The sequence below is a fragment of the Stenotrophomonas sp. P5_B8 genome (assembly GCF_054049855.1).
In genome coordinates this window covers 1-14,203 of the sequence record NZ_JBFULO010000063.1, presented here as the reverse complement: position 1 = coordinate 14,203, position 14,203 = coordinate 1, and the positions used below count along the sequence as shown (strand labels likewise).

Sequence of the window (14,203 nt, the reverse complement as noted above, 5' to 3'; positions counted from 1 at the left end):
GGACATGGCCCGCGGCCCCATCTGCGGTGCTGCGATACTCACCGGGAGCGGCTTCTTCCCGGGTGCCGTCGGCGATGATCGGGGCAGCGTGTTGGGCGAGGGCCGCCGAGGCGTTGCCGGCCAGTGCGGCGGCGATGGCCAGGGCAAGCAGGTGCTGCGAGGACGAGGCGGGGGCAATCATCGGGCGGCCACGGTGCGGTATGCCGCGAACTCTAGGGAGGCGGCCGCCCGCGCGATATGCAAATCCTGGGAAAACCGCCCTGCGACTCGGTGGGGGGCGCGGCGAGAGCCCGTCATTTGGGTGCGGGCCAGGCTGCATGTATACTATCCCCCAGTATAGTTCTCTGGCCGCGCTGTCCATGCCGCATTCCCCCGAAGAAAAGAAGAAGGTCCTGGCCCGCGTGCGCCGCATCCGCGGTCAGTGCGATGCGCTCGACCGGGCGCTGGAGGGCGGGGCCGAGTGCGCGCCGGTGCTGCAGCAGATCGCCGCGATCCGCGGCGCGGTCAACGGGCTGATGTCCGAAGTGATGGAAGCCCACCTGCGCGAAGAATTCGGCCAGCCGGCGCAGTCCGATGCGCAGCGCGCCGAGCGCGTGCGCGACATGAGCGCGCTGATCCGTTCCTACCTGAAATGAGCGCGCGGGCGACCGCGTGCTGTTCTGTCTTGTCTACTACTCTGGAGTGTTGCCGATGAAATCCCGTGCCGCTGTTGCGTTTGGTCCCGGCCAGCCGTTGAAGATCGTCGAGATCGATGTCGCCCCGCCGAAGAAGGGCGAGGTGCTGGTCAAGATCACCCACACCGGTGTCTGCCACACCGATGCGTTCACCCTGTCCGGCGATGATCCGGAAGGCCTGTTCCCGGCGGTGCTGGGCCATGAAGGCGCGGGCATCGTGGTGGAAGTGGGCGAGGGCGTCACCAGCGTGGCGCCGGGCGACCACGTCATTCCGCTGTACACCGCCGAGTGCGGTGAATGCCTGTTCTGTACCTCGGGCAAGACCAACCTGTGCGTGGCCGTGCGCGCCACCCAGGGCAAGGGCGTGATGCCCGATGGCACCACCCGCTTCAGCTACAACGGCGAGCCGATCTATCACTACATGGGCTGCTCGACCTTCAGCGAGTACACGGTGGTGGCCGAAGTCTCGCTGGCCAAGATCAACCCCGAAGCGAACCCGGAGCACGTGTGCCTGCTCGGCTGCGGCGTCACCACCGGCATCGGCGCGGTGCACAACACCGCCAAGGTGCAGGAAGGTGATTCGGTGGCCGTGTTCGGCCTGGGCGGCATCGGCCTGGCGGTGATCCAGGGCGCGCGTCAGGCCAAGGCCGGGCGCATCTTCGCCATCGACACCAACCCGTCCAAGTTCGACCTGGCCAGGCAGTTCGGTGCCACCGACTGCGTCAACCCGAAGGACTTCGACAAGCCGATCCAGCAGGTGATCGTGGAGATGACCACCTGGGGCGTGGACCACACCTTCGAGTGCATCGGCAACGTCAACGTGATGCGTGCCGCACTGGAATGCGCGCACCGTGGCTGGGGCCAGTCGGTGATCATCGGCGTGGCCGGCTCGGGTCAGGAAATCTCGACCCGTCCGTTCCAGCTGGTCACCGGCCGCTCGTGGAAGGGCACCGCCTTCGGCGGCGTGAAGGGCCGCAGCCAGCTGCCGGGCATGGTCGAAGACGCCATGAAGGGCGACATCGAACTGGCGCCGTTCGTCACCCACACCATGGACCTGGAGCAGATCAACGATGCCTTCGAGCTGATGCACGAGGGGAAGTCGATCCGCTCGGTGGTGCATTACTGAGCCGGCGGCATGGGCCTGACCGACTTCTGGAAACGACGCACGGCACCGGCAGTACCGGTGCGGGATGCGCTGGTGGACCGCATCGAGCAGGCCCTGCGCGAGCTTGGCTGGCTGCACGGCGAGGTGGGTGAGCCGGCGGCGGTCACCTCGGCCTTTGGTGGCGAGGAGATGCCGTTCGAGCAGTGGCTGACGCAGGTGTTCCTGCCACGCTTGCACGAGGCAAGGCGCAGTGGCCAATGGCCACCACGCAGCCAGGTGGCCGTGGCCGCCATGCGCAACCTTGATGGCGTGCCGCAGACCGGAACACTGCTGCGGCTGCTGGCCGAGCTGGACAATGACATCAACGCCGGGACATCGCGCTGACACGCGCCCGGCTCACGGAGAGACCATGGAACGCATCGAACATCGCGCCGCCTCCGGCGGCTGGCAGGACGTGTACCAGCACCGCTCGCAGGTGCTGGGCTGCGAGATGAAGGTCGCCGTCTACCTGCCGCCACAGGCCGCCACGCAGAAGCTGCCGGTGCTGTACTGGCTGAGCGGGCTGACCTGCACCGAGCAGAACTTCATCACCAAGGCCGGCGCGCAGCGCTATGCCGCCGAACACGGGGTGATCCTGGTGGCGCCGGACACCAGTCCGCGCGGGGATGACGTCGCCGATGCCGACGGCTACGACCTGGGCAAGGGCGCCGGCTTCTATCTCAACGCCAGCGAGCAACCGTGGGCGGCGCACTACCGCATGTACGACTACGTGGTGGACGAGTTGCCGGCGCTGATCGAGGCGCATCTGCCGGCGACCGATGCGCGCAGCATCAGCGGACATTCGATGGGGGGCCATGGCGCGCTGGTGATCGCGCTGAAGAATCCCGGCCGCTACCGCAGCGTGTCGGCGTTCTCACCGATCGTCGCACCGACCCGCGTGCCCTGGGGCCAGAAGGCCTTCGCCGCCTACCTCGGCGAGGACCGCAGCAGCTGGTCGGCCTGGGATGCCAGCGAACTGGTCGCCCGTGCCGAAGAGCGCCTGCCGTTGCTGGTCGACCAGGGCGGCGGCGATGAATTCCTCGACACCCAACTGCAACCGCAGTGGTTGCAGGCCGCCTGCACCGCTGCCGGCCATCCGCTGCAGTTGCGCCTGCAGCCGGGCTACGACCACAGCTACTACTTCATCAGCAGCTTCATCGGCGAGCACATCGCCCACCACGCCAAGGCGCTGCACGCCTGATCGGCACCCCACGCCAACGCGCTGCACGCCTCATCGTAGAGCCGACCGTTGGTCGGCTGCACACGGTGCCGAAACGGTAGAGCCGACCGTTGGTCGGCTGCACGCGGTGCCGGAACGGTAGAGCCGACCGTTGGTCGGCTGCACGCGCTGCCAGAACGGAGAGCAGCCACCCATGGGGTGGCTCTACCGCCGCTTCAATCCTCGTCTTCTTCCGCCGCCTCGCGACCCTGCTGGCGGATCAGCGCTTCTTCGCGCGCATCGTTGATCGCGTGGCGCACGCCGTCCAGGTCGATGGTGGTTTCGTCATGCACGAAGGTGCCGGTGAGCGGGCTGTCGGGCAGCAGGTCACCGGCTTCGAACAACGCCCACATCTCTTCGCCGTACCAGCTGTCCAGCAGCTCCGGCGCGAACCGGCCCAGGTAGGCGGTGAGGTTGTTGACGTCGCGCAGCAGCATGCTGCGCGCGGCGTTGTTGCCGCCGGCGCTGACCACCTGCGGGAAGTCGATCACCACCGGGCCGTCCGGGCCCACCAGTACGTTGTACGGCGACAGATCGCCGTGGATCAGGCCGCAGCACAACATGCGCACCACCTGGCGGACCAGGGTCTGGTGGAACTCGCGCGCCTGGTCCGGCTCCAGCTCCACTTCGCCCAGCCGGGCGGCGGAGAAACCGTCCGCGTCGGTGACCAGTTCCATCACCAGCACGCCGTGGTAGTAGCCGTGCGGCTCGGGCACGCGCACACCGGCGTCGCGCAGCTGGTACAGCGCGTCCACCTCGGTGTTCTTCCAGGCGGTTTCCTGCTGCTTGCGTCCGTATTTGCTGGCCTTGCCAACCGCACGCGCCTCGCGGCTGCCACGCACCTTGCGGCCTTCCTGGTACTGCACGCGCTGCTGGAAGCTGCGCTGGGCCATGTCTTTGTAGACCTTGGCGCAGCGCACATCGTCGCCGCTGCGTACCACGTACACCGCTGCTTCCTTGCCGCTCTTGAGCGGGCGCAGCACTTCATCGATCACGCCGTCGTCGATCAGCGCCTGCAGGCCTTGGGGGGTCTTCACGGAATCTCGGGATTGTGGCCGGCGCCAATGCGCCCGCCGGAAAGGGGGAGGGATTTTCGCATCTTCGGGGCGGCCCGGCCATCGGCGCTCCGTGCCAGCCGTTCAGCCCGGACGCCAAGGGGGCTCACGGCAGCCCCTGTTCCCCTCGCAGAACCGGATACGGGTTGAGCGATTCGCCCTTCCACCACTGCTTTTCCGGACCCAGCGCATGGATCTCGAAGTGCAGGTGCGGCGCCTCCGGGCTGGCATTGCCGGTGCTGCCGACATAGCCGATCACCTGGCCGCGCTTGACCTGCTGCTTCTCGGCCAGGCCATCGGCGTAGCGCTGYAGGTGGGCGTAGTAGTAGCAATAACGGCCACCGGGCTCGAACTGGTACAGGGTCAGCCCGCCACGCGCGCTGTCGAACAGCTTCTCCACGGTGCCATCGGCCACGGCCAGCACGGGCGTGCCAGCCGGGGCCAGGATGTCGATCGCATCGTGGACGCGGCCCTCACTGCGCGCGTCGGTGAAGGTGTCCTGCAGTTGGGCGGCGGTGATGCCCTGGACCGGCAGCAGCAGGCCGGTGCCATCGGCCGGAGCAGGCGCCGCTGCGGCGTCAGGGGCCGCGGCCGCGGCCGCAGTGCCCGGCGTCGCAGCGGGAGCCGCCGTCGCCGGGGCGGTTGCGGTGCTGGCGACGGCCGCCGGACCGGCGCGTCCCGGCGTCGCCAGCACCGCTGGCGATGCGACCGCGGCGGCGGGCGCCTGTTCCGCGCGCGGCCCCAGCCACCACCAGCCCGCCACGCCGATCACCAGTCCCAGTGCGAGCAGTTTGGGCAGTGTCATCGCATCACTCCTGCATCACCACAGGCACCGAGGCGTCCACCGCATCGGCCACCTGCAGGGCATCCCAGTTGGTCATGCGCACGCAGCCGTGCGATTCGGTCTTGCCCACATGGCCCGGCTCGGGCGTGCCGTGCAGGCCGTAGTGCGGCTTGGAGATATCGATCCAGACCCGGCCGACCGGGTTGTTCGGGCCGGCCGGCAGTAGTGCCTTGCTCTCCTTCTTGCTGGCATCCCAGAACAGCTTGGGGTTGTAGTGGAAGGTCGGCTCGCGCGAGATGCCCAGGATCTTCCAGGTCCCGATCGGCAGCGGATCGTGCTTGCTGCCCGAGGACACCGGGAACTGCGCGTACACCTTGCCCTGTGCGTCATACAGGCGCAGCGTGGAATCGGACTTGTCGATCACCAGCTTGGCCGCCTTGGGCAGCGCCGCCGCGGCGATGTTGGGTACCTGGATCTCGCTGCCGGCCTTGGCCAGGTCCACGCCGGGGTTGAGCGTGCGCAGCAGCTCGGGCGAGGCATGGAAGCGTTCGCCCAGCGACTCCTGCACCGTGGTGAAGCCCAGCGCCTTGAGCTTGGCCTGCTCGGCCGGCTTCTTCKGGATCGGCTGGAACGGGCCGGCCACGTCCTCGGCGGTCAGGGTGTAACGGGCCAGCACGGGCGTGCTGTCCGGCTGCAGCGCCTGCCAGGTGGCATCGTCGAGTTCACCGGTAACCTTGAGGCCGCGGGCGGCCTGGAAACCGGCCACCGCACGCTTCTGGTTCGAGCCGGGCAGGCCATCGATTTCGCCCGGCGAGAAGTGCGCACGGTCCAGCAGCACTTGTGCGTGCAGGTCAGAGCGCACACCGGTGGCCGGCGCGCTGTTCCCGGCGGTGGCGTTTTCGGCAATGGGCGCCGGCAGCGCAGCCGGCGTTTGCGCCCAGGCCGGTGCTGCGCAGGCCAGGGCGAAGGCGAGAAGCGGGGCGGTGGCGCGCGGGCGCAGGATCATCGAGAACGTCCGGTAGGGGGTATGGATTTACCTTGCCGGAGCGATGTGCACGTGTGCCGTGAAAACGCTGACGGGCAGCTGAGTGCGACGCGGTCCCTGGCAGCGTGCACGGCCTGTGAAGCGCCTTGCCTCGTTTGATCGGCGCCGCAGGGCATTCGCGCTATCGTGGGCGCACGTCACTCCGGACAGGGGGTTGCATGGCAGCAGCATGGTGGGCGGCGTTGTACCTGCTGTGCCACGGATTGGCCCTGGCATTGCTGCCGGGCCATGCACAGGCGTTGTCATTTTCGTTCCTGATCGGTGCGCCGCTGCTGGCCGCGCTTGGCTGCCTGTGGCGCATGCGGCTGAGCCAGGCGCGCGTGGGCTGGCTGGCGCTCGCGGTGGGCATGCTGCTGTGGGCCGGCGGCATGGCGTTGAACATGTACCAGGAAATCGGACGCGGCAATCCCGATGCGACGCCGGGCGCCAGCATGCTGCTCTACGTGTTGTACGGGGTGCCGCTGACATTTGCGATGGCGCACCCGCGGCATGAGCCTTGGTACCTGATCCTTATCGATGGCGCGTTGGCGCTGCTGCTGGGCTACCTGTTCTTCGTGCACACCTTTTCCTTCGCCACGGTGAGCGATGCCCCGGCGCAGGGGATAAACAGCCTGCGGGTGATGTTCGACATCGAGAACCTGTTCATCGCGGTGTTCGCGCTGGTGCGCTACCTTGCCAGCGAAGACGGCTCGCGCCGGGTGTTCTTCCGTGCGTTGAGCCTGTTCGCCTGGCTCTATCTGGGGATGGCCGCCTACATCAACCACTTTGCCACCGAGGCAAGCTACGGCGGGTTGACCGATGTGCTGATCGACCTGCCGTTCCTGCTGCTTGCGGTACTGGCACTGCGCGGCGGCGCCGAGGCGGAGGACACCACACCGCGCCGCCTGGCATTGGCGGTGCGCGCGGGCAGCCCGTTGATCCTGCCGGCCGCGCTGCTGGTGGTGTCGGGATTGATGGTGGACAAGCACCCGCACCTGGCCGTGGTCGGCTTCGCGCTGTGGCCACGCTGGGGTCGGGCCTGCGCGGGGTGGTGATGCAGGTACGTGCGATGGAGCGCCAGGACCAGCTGGACGTACTGTCGCGGGTGGACGCATTGACCGGGGTGGCCAACCGCCGCCAGTTCGACCACGTGCTGCAGGCCGRATGGGGCCGCGCGCGCCGCAGCGGGCAGGGCATGGCGTTGCTGATGGTGGACATCGATCACTTCAAACAGTTCAACGACCGCTTCGGCCATCCGCTGGGCGATGTATGCCTGCGCGAGGTCGCCACCACCCTGGCCGGCTGTGCCACGCGCGGGTCGGACGTGGTGGCGCGCTACGGCGGTGAGGAATTCGCGGTGGTGGTTCCCGCGACGACGCGCGAGGGTGCGCTGGCGCTGGCCGAGACCATGCGCCAGGCGGTGGAACGGGTGCGTCTGGCCTCGCCCGGTGCGGTCAACCTGATCGGTGTGACCGTCAGCATCGGCGTGGCGCATGTCGCGCAGATCGCTTCGTCCGATCCCAGTGGCCTGCTGGCAGCCACCGATGCCGCGTTGTACGAGGCCAAGCGGCATGGCCGCAACCGGGTGGTGGAGGCGGACGCTGGCGTGTCATCCGTCGCCGGCGCGACGCCGCGATGAGCCGGTCGCCGCGGCGTGGCGCCCGGCGCTGACAATGGACGCTGCGATCGATGCTGAAGCCAGCGAGCAGCAGCGCAGCGATCCCCCAGCGCATCGCCCTGGACAACCAGGCAGCGCTGGCCACCCGCCACGCCAGTGCGGCAATGCCGCGGGTGGAGCTGTACCGGGCGTTGGGGGGCTGGCAGGGTGGCGAAGCGGTCGCAACGACGGGGACGTCAGGCGCCGGGGCCGCGCATCCCTGATCCGCTGTCGACCGGCCGTCGGGGTGAACCCCGCCGGCCCAGCAGTCGGTAGGGCAGGTAGCCGATCATCAGCACCGGAATCACCGTCAGCGCCGCCCGGAGCACGGTGCCGCCCTCGGGCAGGGCGCTCCAGATGACTTCCAGCAGCATCATGCCGATCAGCATGATCGGACCGCCGGCGGCGATCAGGATGACGCGGCGCACGCCGCGGTTGGGAACGAGGTACACGACGTCGTCGGCCGGCACCGCCGGAGGCGCCGATGCAGTCGGGCCAGGGCGCGGCGCGGGCACGCGCACCGGATCCACCACGTCGCGAAACGGCGCCTGCGGCGGCGACAGCAACGCGTCAAGGTCGGTGCGGTCGATGAGATTGCGGCGTTTCGGGTCCACGCGGCATTCCATGCGTAAAGGCCGCCATGATGGCGGCCCGGTTCCAGTGTCGGGCGGCATGCGCAGCCCGCTCTGGAGAGCGGCGAGGGCAACATGCGGTCGGCACGTTACCATCGCATCGCGCTTCAACGCACGTCGCGCAGCTCCCAATGATGCCCGGCCAGCATGCGCAGGCGCTGCTTGAACACATCGCTGTCGATGCGGGTGGTGGCCACCAGGTTGATGCGCAGGTCGTCCTGCGAGCCGGTGACGGTGGCCGACGGATCGGTGGCCCCCCACTGCGCTTCGACCGCGTCCGGGTCGGGCTGCTTGGCACGCCACTTGTCGAACAGGACGGTGCTGCGCAGGGCATCCTGCAGCTCCTCGGCGAAGCCGGCGGCGCCCTGCGAGCGGAAGGAAAGGTCTGGATCGTTGCCGCGGGCCTTGGACGGGTCCGGCAGGCTGATGTGGTACTGCGTTGACATGGTTACCTCCAGTGAATGCGGCAAGGCTGGCAGAGCCGAAGTGCAATCGGCGTGCAGATCGGCGGCTCAGCCGCTGAAGGTATGCGGTTCGTCGGCAAATCCAATGGTGACCGCGCCCTTGCCGACGTTGACCATGCCGGTCAGGCTCATCACCGACTCGAACAGCTCCACCCCGTGCGCCTGGCAGGTCTGCTGCAGCGTGGCGTAGCCGGGCAGGGCCTGCAGGTCGGCCAGCTCGCCGCCGTAGCTGACGCATACGGTGGGCGTCAGCAGCCCGGCCTTGACCCGCTGCCCGACGAAATCGAACAGCTTCTGCACCGCGTTGTCGAAGCCCTTGATCTTGGCCACCGGCCCGGTCTGCCCGCGGTAGCCATGCAGTACCGGCTTGATGTCCAGCGCGCTGCCCAGCGCCGCGCTGAGCAGGCCGACGCTGCGGTCGCCCTTGTGCCGGGCGCGGGCGCGCATGTAGTACAGGTCGCGCGTGACCATGTAGCCGTGCACGTTCTGCGCCAGCATTTCCAGCCGTTCGCGGATCTGCTGCACGCTCACGCCACTGGCGCGCAGCCGCACCGCTTCCACCGCGGTCACGCCCTGCGCGGCGAACAGGTTCTGGGTATCGAGCACGCGCAGGGCAAACGGCGTATTGAAGCCAGCTGCCTGGCGCACCGGCTTGTAGTCGTTGAGGATCGCGAAGCTGGCCTGCATCGCGTTGTCATGGATGGGGCTGCGGGTCTTGGTGATCGTCATGCAGAACACATGGTCGTAATCGATCACCAGCTTGCCCAGGAACAGGTCGCGGATCTGGGTGACGCTGAACGGAATGGTCTCCGCTTCGGCGCCGTGTTCGGCCACGTGGGCATGCAGGAAGCTGAGCGTGGCCTGCTCGTCGCGATGGTCGGCGAGCACCGCTTCGCCGATCCGCACCGTGATTGGCAGCAGCACGATGTTGTGTTGTTCGATGAAGTCCTGCGGCAAATCGCAGGCAGAGTCGACGACGATTCCGATGCGCATCCTGAGCCCCCCTCAAGGCCGGTTGTAGGTTCGGAAGTGTGAAAGCTATCTCAAAATCGTCGACGCTGCCTGAGCGGCCAGTCAGCTTGCCGGTCGGCTGCGCTCCACCGCCACCGGCAGGTTATCGATCCGTGCCCATTCGCCGCGCTGCAGCATGGTCGGGTCGGCCAGTACGGCCTGCATCAGGCCGTGCGCCTCGTTGCCCCAGAACAGTTCGCCATCGATGGCCAGGGTCGGTACCCCGAACACCCCGGCGCTGATCGCCGCTTCGGTGTTCTGCCGCAGCTGCTCCTTCACCGACGGCGCCGATACCGCTGCGGCCACGTTGGCCACTTCCAGCATCGCGCCCGGCAGGGCCAGCGCGGCGGGGGTATCGGCGGCGTGGCCATCGCGCCAGATCCAGTTGAACAGGATGTCCACGGCCTGGTGGCTGGCTTCGGCGGCCAGGCACAGCCGCAGCGCGGCCAGGGGATTGAACGGGTGCCCGGGCGGGAAGCGCAGCGTCACCCCCTGCTGCTGCGCCTGCCACAGTACTTGCCGGTAGGTGAAGCGGCGCTTTGCCGGGATCTCGGCCGGGCCCAGGTTGCCCAGGTGGTGCAGCACCGCACCGAAGGCGATCGGCACCGGCGTGATCCGCTCGAACTGCGGCAGCTGCTTGAGCTGCTGCCAGTGCAGATAGGCGAACGGCGAGACGAAATCAAAGTACCAGCGCAGCGCCATCGGGAATTCCTTGCAGGTGGATGCGGCGGGGGCGGGCCCCGCCGCGGAAGGCGGCTCAGCGCGAGTATGCGCGTGGTTCGGCCGAAGCCGGGGCCAGGTAGCGATCGCGCAGTTCGGTCTGCCGCGAGCGCATCGGCATCGGCCGGCCGCCCAGCCACACCTGCTCGGCGTAGTGGCCCACGTCCAGCGGGTCGCCTTCCCACAGCACCAGGTCGGCCAGCTTGCCGACCTCGATCGTGCCGATCCGCTCGCCCACGCCCAGCACCTGTGCCGGCACCCGGGTCAGCCCTGCCAGGCCATCCTGCCAGGGCAGGCCATTGGCCACCGCATTGCCGGCCAGCTGGCGCATCTTGCGCGCGTTGTGTGAGGCATCCTCGCGCTGGGCGAAGCTGACCTGCACGCCAGCGGCACGCAGGCGCGCGGCGTTCTCCAGAGTGGCACCGATCTGGTCGAAGCTGGCCGGCAGGTTGCCCAGCGCGTCAACGAACACCGGTACGTTGGCCTGCGCCAACTGCGGTGCCACCCGCCACGCTTCGGCACCCCCGGCGATGGCGATCTTCACGTTTTCGCGGGCCGCCCAGCGCAGCAGCTGGCGGATGTCGGCGGCGCGGTCGATCTGCACTACCAGCCGCCCGTGGCCGCCGAGGTAGCGGGCCAGCGTGGCGCGGCCGGCGGGGGTCAGCAATGCGTGCGGCGAATCGGCAGGCACGCGACCACGCGCTTCGCTGACCATCTGTTCGAGCAGCATCCATTGCGCCGCGCGCGAGCTGCCGGTCAACTCGGCGCCGGACGCGCCCAGACGGAGGTACAACGCCAGTGGCCCGATCGGATCGGTGCTGCCATCCAACCGCACCACGCCGCCCTGGCCGGCGATGAAACCACCGCCGCTGTTGGCCCCCAACGCGGTGAACCCGATCCCGTCCAGTCGGGCCACCGGGATCAGCACCGAGTCGGGGTTATAGGCCAGGCTCACATCGAATTCCGGTCGCAATGGCTGGTCGTCCAGCTTCAGCGTGCTGTCCACCGTGGCCGACTCGCCGGACACTTCCTCGATGCCGATGTCGGTGATGCCACCGAACAGCGCCGGGGTCAGCGGCTTGCCTGCAGCCTCGACCACCACGGTGCCAGCCGGTGCCGACAGACCTGCGCCGACCGCGCGGATGATGCCGCCCTGGACCAGCACGTCGGCGTGCTCCAGGCTGCCGCGCGCGCTGGCGGTGTGCACCGTGGCATTGCGCACCAGCAGGTCCTGCGCCTGCGCCGGCAGGGCGGCCAAGACCAGCAAGGTAGTGCCGAGCCACGCTCGGCAACGCGCCGAACTACTCCAAGCGCGCCTCATGGCCGGACCTCCTGGCCCAGCATGAAGTCCGACAGCGGCTGCCGCCGCGCATCGTGGCGGTCGTAGACCTGATGTCCGTCGATATAGACCTGTTCGGCCTGCGCGTAGGAACTGAAGGGACTCCCGTTCCACACCACCACATCGCCCATCTTGCCCGCCTCCAGGCTGCCCGTCTGCTTCTCCACGCCCAAGGAGCGTGCCGCGTTGAGCGTCAGCCACATCATCGCGCGCTCCGGCGCGATCGTGAGACCGGCGCGGCGCGCGTTGGCGATCGCCTTGGCTGCTTCCTGGTTGAGCCGCTGGATGCCTTCGGGCGAATCGGAATGCACGATCGCACAGCTGTTGGCCGGGCGGTCGACCAGCGCGATGTTGTCCTGGATGCCGTCGAAGGCCTCCATCTTGAAGCCCCACCAATCGGCCCACAGCGCACCACACACGCCCTCGGCGGCGAGCCGGTCAGCCAGCTTGTAGGCCTCCACGGCATGGTGGAAGGCGGCGATCTTGAAGCCGAATTCCTTGGACAGATCCAGCATGGTCGCCATCTCGTCGGCGCGGTAGCAGTGGATGTGCACGCGGATGTCGCCCTGGATCGCGCCCGCCAGCGTGTCCAGCTTGAGGTCGCGCTTGCCACCGGCATCGCCGGCACTGTCGCCCTTGTCATCGCCACCGAACCAGCGTTTCTTCTTCTGGGGCTTCTTCGGCGCGTTCTTGGCGAGATACTCGCTGGCATCGATGAAGGCGGCGCGGTAGCCGGCCACGTTGCCCATCCGCGTTGACGGCGCCACGCCCTTGCCGCCGCCGTAGACGCGCTTGGGGTTTTCGCCGCAGGCCATCTTCAACCCCCACGGCGCGCCGGGGAATTTCATGGCCTGGTAGGTGGTGGCCGGCACGTTCTTCAGGGTAACGCCGCGGCCACCGACCAGGTTGGCCGAGCCCGGCAGCACCTGCATCGCGGTCACGCCGCCGGCGAGCGCTGCGGCGAAGCCCGGATCCTGCGGCCATACCGAATGTTCGGCCCATACGTTGGCGGTGACCGGCGCGGTCATCTCGTTACCATCGCTGTGCGCACTCACCCCGGGGCTGGGGTACACGCCCAGGTGCGAATGCACGTCGATGATGCCGGGAGTGACCCACTTGCCCCGCGCATCCACTTCGCGCGCATCGGCCGGTGCGGCCAGCGCCGTGCCGACGGCGGCGATGCGGCCATCGCGCAGCAGCACGTCGGCCTGTTCCAGGCGCACGCCCGTACCGGTCAGCACGGTGGCATTGCGGATCAGTACCGGCGCCGAGGCGATCGGCGCGTAGGTGCTGGGATAGGGGTCCTGCACGAATCGCGAGGCGGCCGGCGCCGACGGCGCGGCAAGTGAAAACAGCGCCAGGGCCACCCCGGCGGTCAATCGTGTGCGCATGTTTCCCCGATGCGGCATGGACGGATCGGCCGACGCTAGCGGTTGCCGGCGGGATTGCCAAGTGACGTAGCTCATGGAGGTGGAATCGGGCATCCGCCGACGTAGTCAATCGCTGTGGGGGTTTTCCTGATACCCATCTGCCACGTCAATGGTTAGCGTGATGTTGTCCAGAATTCTGGATGACGCCTGGTTGTGTGCTACGCGTGGCACCGTCGAAGGCTTCCGCCTKCGATGGTGCAAAGGACCTTGCAGGGTCGCCCCGCAGGGCGACCAACACGGATGTTGACCGGCGGCGTTTCCGCCGCATCGGCTTATGCCCATAAATTGTAAAAATTCTGTAAAAAATCGCTTAGGATCAGTCAGCATGTCGTATGGAATGGCATGCATCTTCTGGTGCGGCTGCCGATATCCCTGCGATGTCCCGGCCCGAATCACTTCAAGGAAGTAGAGTTCAAATGACCTACGTATCGCGCTCCAACGCACGTCGCCGTCCCTCGCCGAGCCTGCTGGCATCGGCCATCACCGGAACCCTGCTGGCCGCCCTTGCGGTGCCTGCGCTGGCCAGTTCCTCCAGCGACTCCCTGAGCACCTACCAGCAACAGCGCGCGCTGCAGCGGGCGGCTTTCAGCCTCGACCTGCCGGCGGCCAACGTCGCCAATGTCGGCGGCGTCCGCATCACTGCCGAGCCGGCCCCCGGCCCGATCAACGGCACCCCCGGCAATGCCGAGAGCTGGCGCAGCACCGAGTTCGACGCCGACTGGGGCCTGGGCGCGATCAACGCCGACGCCGCCTATGCGCGCGGCCTGACCGGCAAGGGCATCCGCCTGGGCGTGTTCGACAGCGGCACCGGCCTGCAGCATGACGAGTTCGCCGGCAAGGACCATCGCAGCATCCATCTGGCCGATGTGCTGCCCGATGGCAGCCTGTGCGCGAATACCGCCATCATCGATGGTCCGGATGCCTGCTTCAGCAGTGACGGCGACCAGGTGGCGGTCGACTATCAGATTCTCGATCCGCAGTACGAGGACCTGTTCAATCGCAATGGCTTCTATGAAGGCGCCAGCTACCAGGTCCATGGCACCCACGTGT

Annotated in this window: 17 protein-coding genes and 1 pseudogene; 8 read left to right on the top strand and 10 right to left on the bottom strand. The window is 68.1% G+C overall.

The features are described 5' to 3' along the window. Nucleotides 1–181 (bottom strand): hypothetical protein (locus ACXJKH_RS05740; RefSeq protein WP_457318622.1); only part of this gene is annotated, 181 nt, incomplete at its 3' end. Nucleotides 182–359: 178 nt separating this feature from the next. Between ACXJKH_RS05740 and frmR the strand changes: the two genes are divergently transcribed. From frmR to fghA, 4 genes are read left to right on the top strand one after another with little or no spacing between them, the layout of a single operon-like run. Beyond that, nucleotides 360–635 (top strand): formaldehyde-responsive transcriptional repressor FrmR, encoded by a 276-nt coding sequence (frmR, locus tag ACXJKH_RS05735; protein WP_256777333.1) that lies wholly within the window; start codon nucleotides 360–362, stop codon nucleotides 633–635. A gap of 55 nt (nucleotides 636–690) precedes the next feature. Next, nucleotides 691–1,800: an S-(hydroxymethyl)glutathione dehydrogenase/class III alcohol dehydrogenase gene (locus tag ACXJKH_RS05730; protein ID WP_457318621.1), complete on the top strand. Its 1,110-nt coding sequence runs from the start codon at nucleotides 691–693 to the stop codon at nucleotides 1,798–1,800. A gap of 9 nt (nucleotides 1,801–1,809) precedes the next feature. Beyond that, nucleotides 1,810–2,163: a YqcC family protein gene (locus ACXJKH_RS05725; RefSeq protein WP_457318620.1), complete on the top strand. Its 354-nt coding sequence runs from the start codon at nucleotides 1,810–1,812 to the stop codon at nucleotides 2,161–2,163. A gap of 25 nt (nucleotides 2,164–2,188) precedes the next feature. Then, complete coding sequence (gene fghA / locus ACXJKH_RS05720) at nucleotides 2,189–3,019, top strand: S-formylglutathione hydrolase (RefSeq protein ID WP_457318619.1); 831 nt, start codon at nucleotides 2,189–2,191, stop codon at nucleotides 3,017–3,019. 194 nt (nucleotides 3,020–3,213) lie between these two features. On the opposite strand, the gene ACXJKH_RS05715 is transcribed toward fghA, so the two are convergent. The 3 genes from ACXJKH_RS05715 to ACXJKH_RS05705 form a co-directional block, all read right to left on the bottom strand. Next, nucleotides 3,214–4,074: a PA4780 family RIO1-like protein kinase gene (locus ACXJKH_RS05715; RefSeq protein ID WP_457318618.1), complete on the bottom strand. Its 861-nt coding sequence runs from the start codon at nucleotides 4,072–4,074 to the stop codon at nucleotides 3,214–3,216. 124 nt (nucleotides 4,075–4,198) lie between these two features. Continuing rightward, nucleotides 4,199–4,897: a M23 family metallopeptidase gene (locus ACXJKH_RS05710; protein WP_457318617.1), complete on the bottom strand. Its 699-nt coding sequence runs from the start codon at nucleotides 4,895–4,897 to the stop codon at nucleotides 4,199–4,201. Between the two features lie 4 nt (nucleotides 4,898–4,901). Next, on the bottom strand, nucleotides 4,902–5,882 hold the full coding sequence (locus tag ACXJKH_RS05705; RefSeq protein ID WP_457318616.1) for a L,D-transpeptidase family protein: 981 nt from the start codon (nucleotides 5,880–5,882) through the stop codon (nucleotides 4,902–4,904). A 197-nt stretch (nucleotides 5,883–6,079) separates the two neighbouring features. Here ACXJKH_RS05705 and ACXJKH_RS05700 point away from each other — a divergent pair, with 197 nt between their 5' ends. The 3 genes from ACXJKH_RS05700 to ACXJKH_RS05690 are packed head-to-tail and all read left to right on the top strand — an operon-like array spanning nucleotide 6,080 to nucleotide 7,781. Beyond that, nucleotides 6,080–6,955 carry a hypothetical protein gene (locus tag ACXJKH_RS05700; protein ID WP_457318615.1) on the top strand — a complete coding sequence of 292 codons (876 nt, stop codon included), beginning with the start codon at nucleotides 6,080–6,082 and terminating at the stop codon, nucleotides 6,953–6,955. After that, complete coding sequence (locus ACXJKH_RS05695; RefSeq protein ID WP_457318614.1) at nucleotides 6,919–7,539, top strand: GGDEF domain-containing protein; 621 nt, start codon at nucleotides 6,919–6,921, stop codon at nucleotides 7,537–7,539. Before ACXJKH_RS05700 ends, ACXJKH_RS05695 begins: the two co-directional genes overlap by 37 nt. 50 nt (nucleotides 7,540–7,589) lie before the next feature. Further along, complete coding sequence (locus ACXJKH_RS05690) at nucleotides 7,590–7,781, top strand: hypothetical protein (RefSeq protein ID WP_457318623.1); 192 nt, start codon at nucleotides 7,590–7,592, stop codon at nucleotides 7,779–7,781. Here ACXJKH_RS05690 and ACXJKH_RS05685 read toward each other — a convergent pair. From ACXJKH_RS05685 to ACXJKH_RS05660, 6 genes are all read right to left on the bottom strand, one after another. Beyond that, the gene (locus ACXJKH_RS05685; protein WP_457318613.1) at nucleotides 7,755–8,171 is read right to left on the bottom strand and encodes a hypothetical protein; all 417 of its coding nucleotides are present in this window, start codon (nucleotides 8,169–8,171) and stop codon (nucleotides 7,755–7,757) included. The two genes, ACXJKH_RS05690 and ACXJKH_RS05685, sit on opposite strands and share 27 nt — an antisense overlap. Nucleotides 8,172–8,296: 125 nt before the next feature. Then, complete coding sequence (locus ACXJKH_RS05680; RefSeq protein ID WP_457318612.1) at nucleotides 8,297–8,635, bottom strand: hypothetical protein; 339 nt, start codon at nucleotides 8,633–8,635, stop codon at nucleotides 8,297–8,299. A gap of 66 nt (nucleotides 8,636–8,701) precedes the next feature. Then, on the bottom strand, nucleotides 8,702–9,646 hold the full coding sequence (locus tag ACXJKH_RS05675; protein ID WP_256777323.1) for a DegV family protein: 945 nt from the start codon (nucleotides 9,644–9,646) through the stop codon (nucleotides 8,702–8,704). A gap of 81 nt (nucleotides 9,647–9,727) precedes the next feature. Further along, a complete protein-coding gene (locus ACXJKH_RS05670) occupies nucleotides 9,728–10,366 on the bottom strand; it encodes a DsbA family protein (RefSeq protein WP_457318611.1) in 639 nt (212 codons plus the stop codon). A 55-nt stretch (nucleotides 10,367–10,421) separates the two neighbouring features. After that, complete coding sequence (locus ACXJKH_RS05665; RefSeq protein ID WP_457318610.1) at nucleotides 10,422–11,705, bottom strand: amidohydrolase family protein; 1,284 nt, start codon at nucleotides 11,703–11,705, stop codon at nucleotides 10,422–10,424. After that, nucleotides 11,702–13,114: an amidohydrolase gene (locus ACXJKH_RS05660; RefSeq protein WP_457318609.1), complete on the bottom strand. Its 1,413-nt coding sequence runs from the start codon at nucleotides 13,112–13,114 to the stop codon at nucleotides 11,702–11,704. The genes ACXJKH_RS05665 and ACXJKH_RS05660 overlap by 4 nt, the downstream gene beginning before the upstream one ends. Nucleotides 13,115–13,569: 455 nt before the next feature. On the opposite strand from ACXJKH_RS05660, the pseudogene ACXJKH_RS05655 reads away from it, so the two are divergent. Continuing rightward, nucleotides 13,570–14,203: pseudogene (locus ACXJKH_RS05655) on the top strand (autotransporter outer membrane beta-barrel domain-containing protein); the annotation flags it as partial.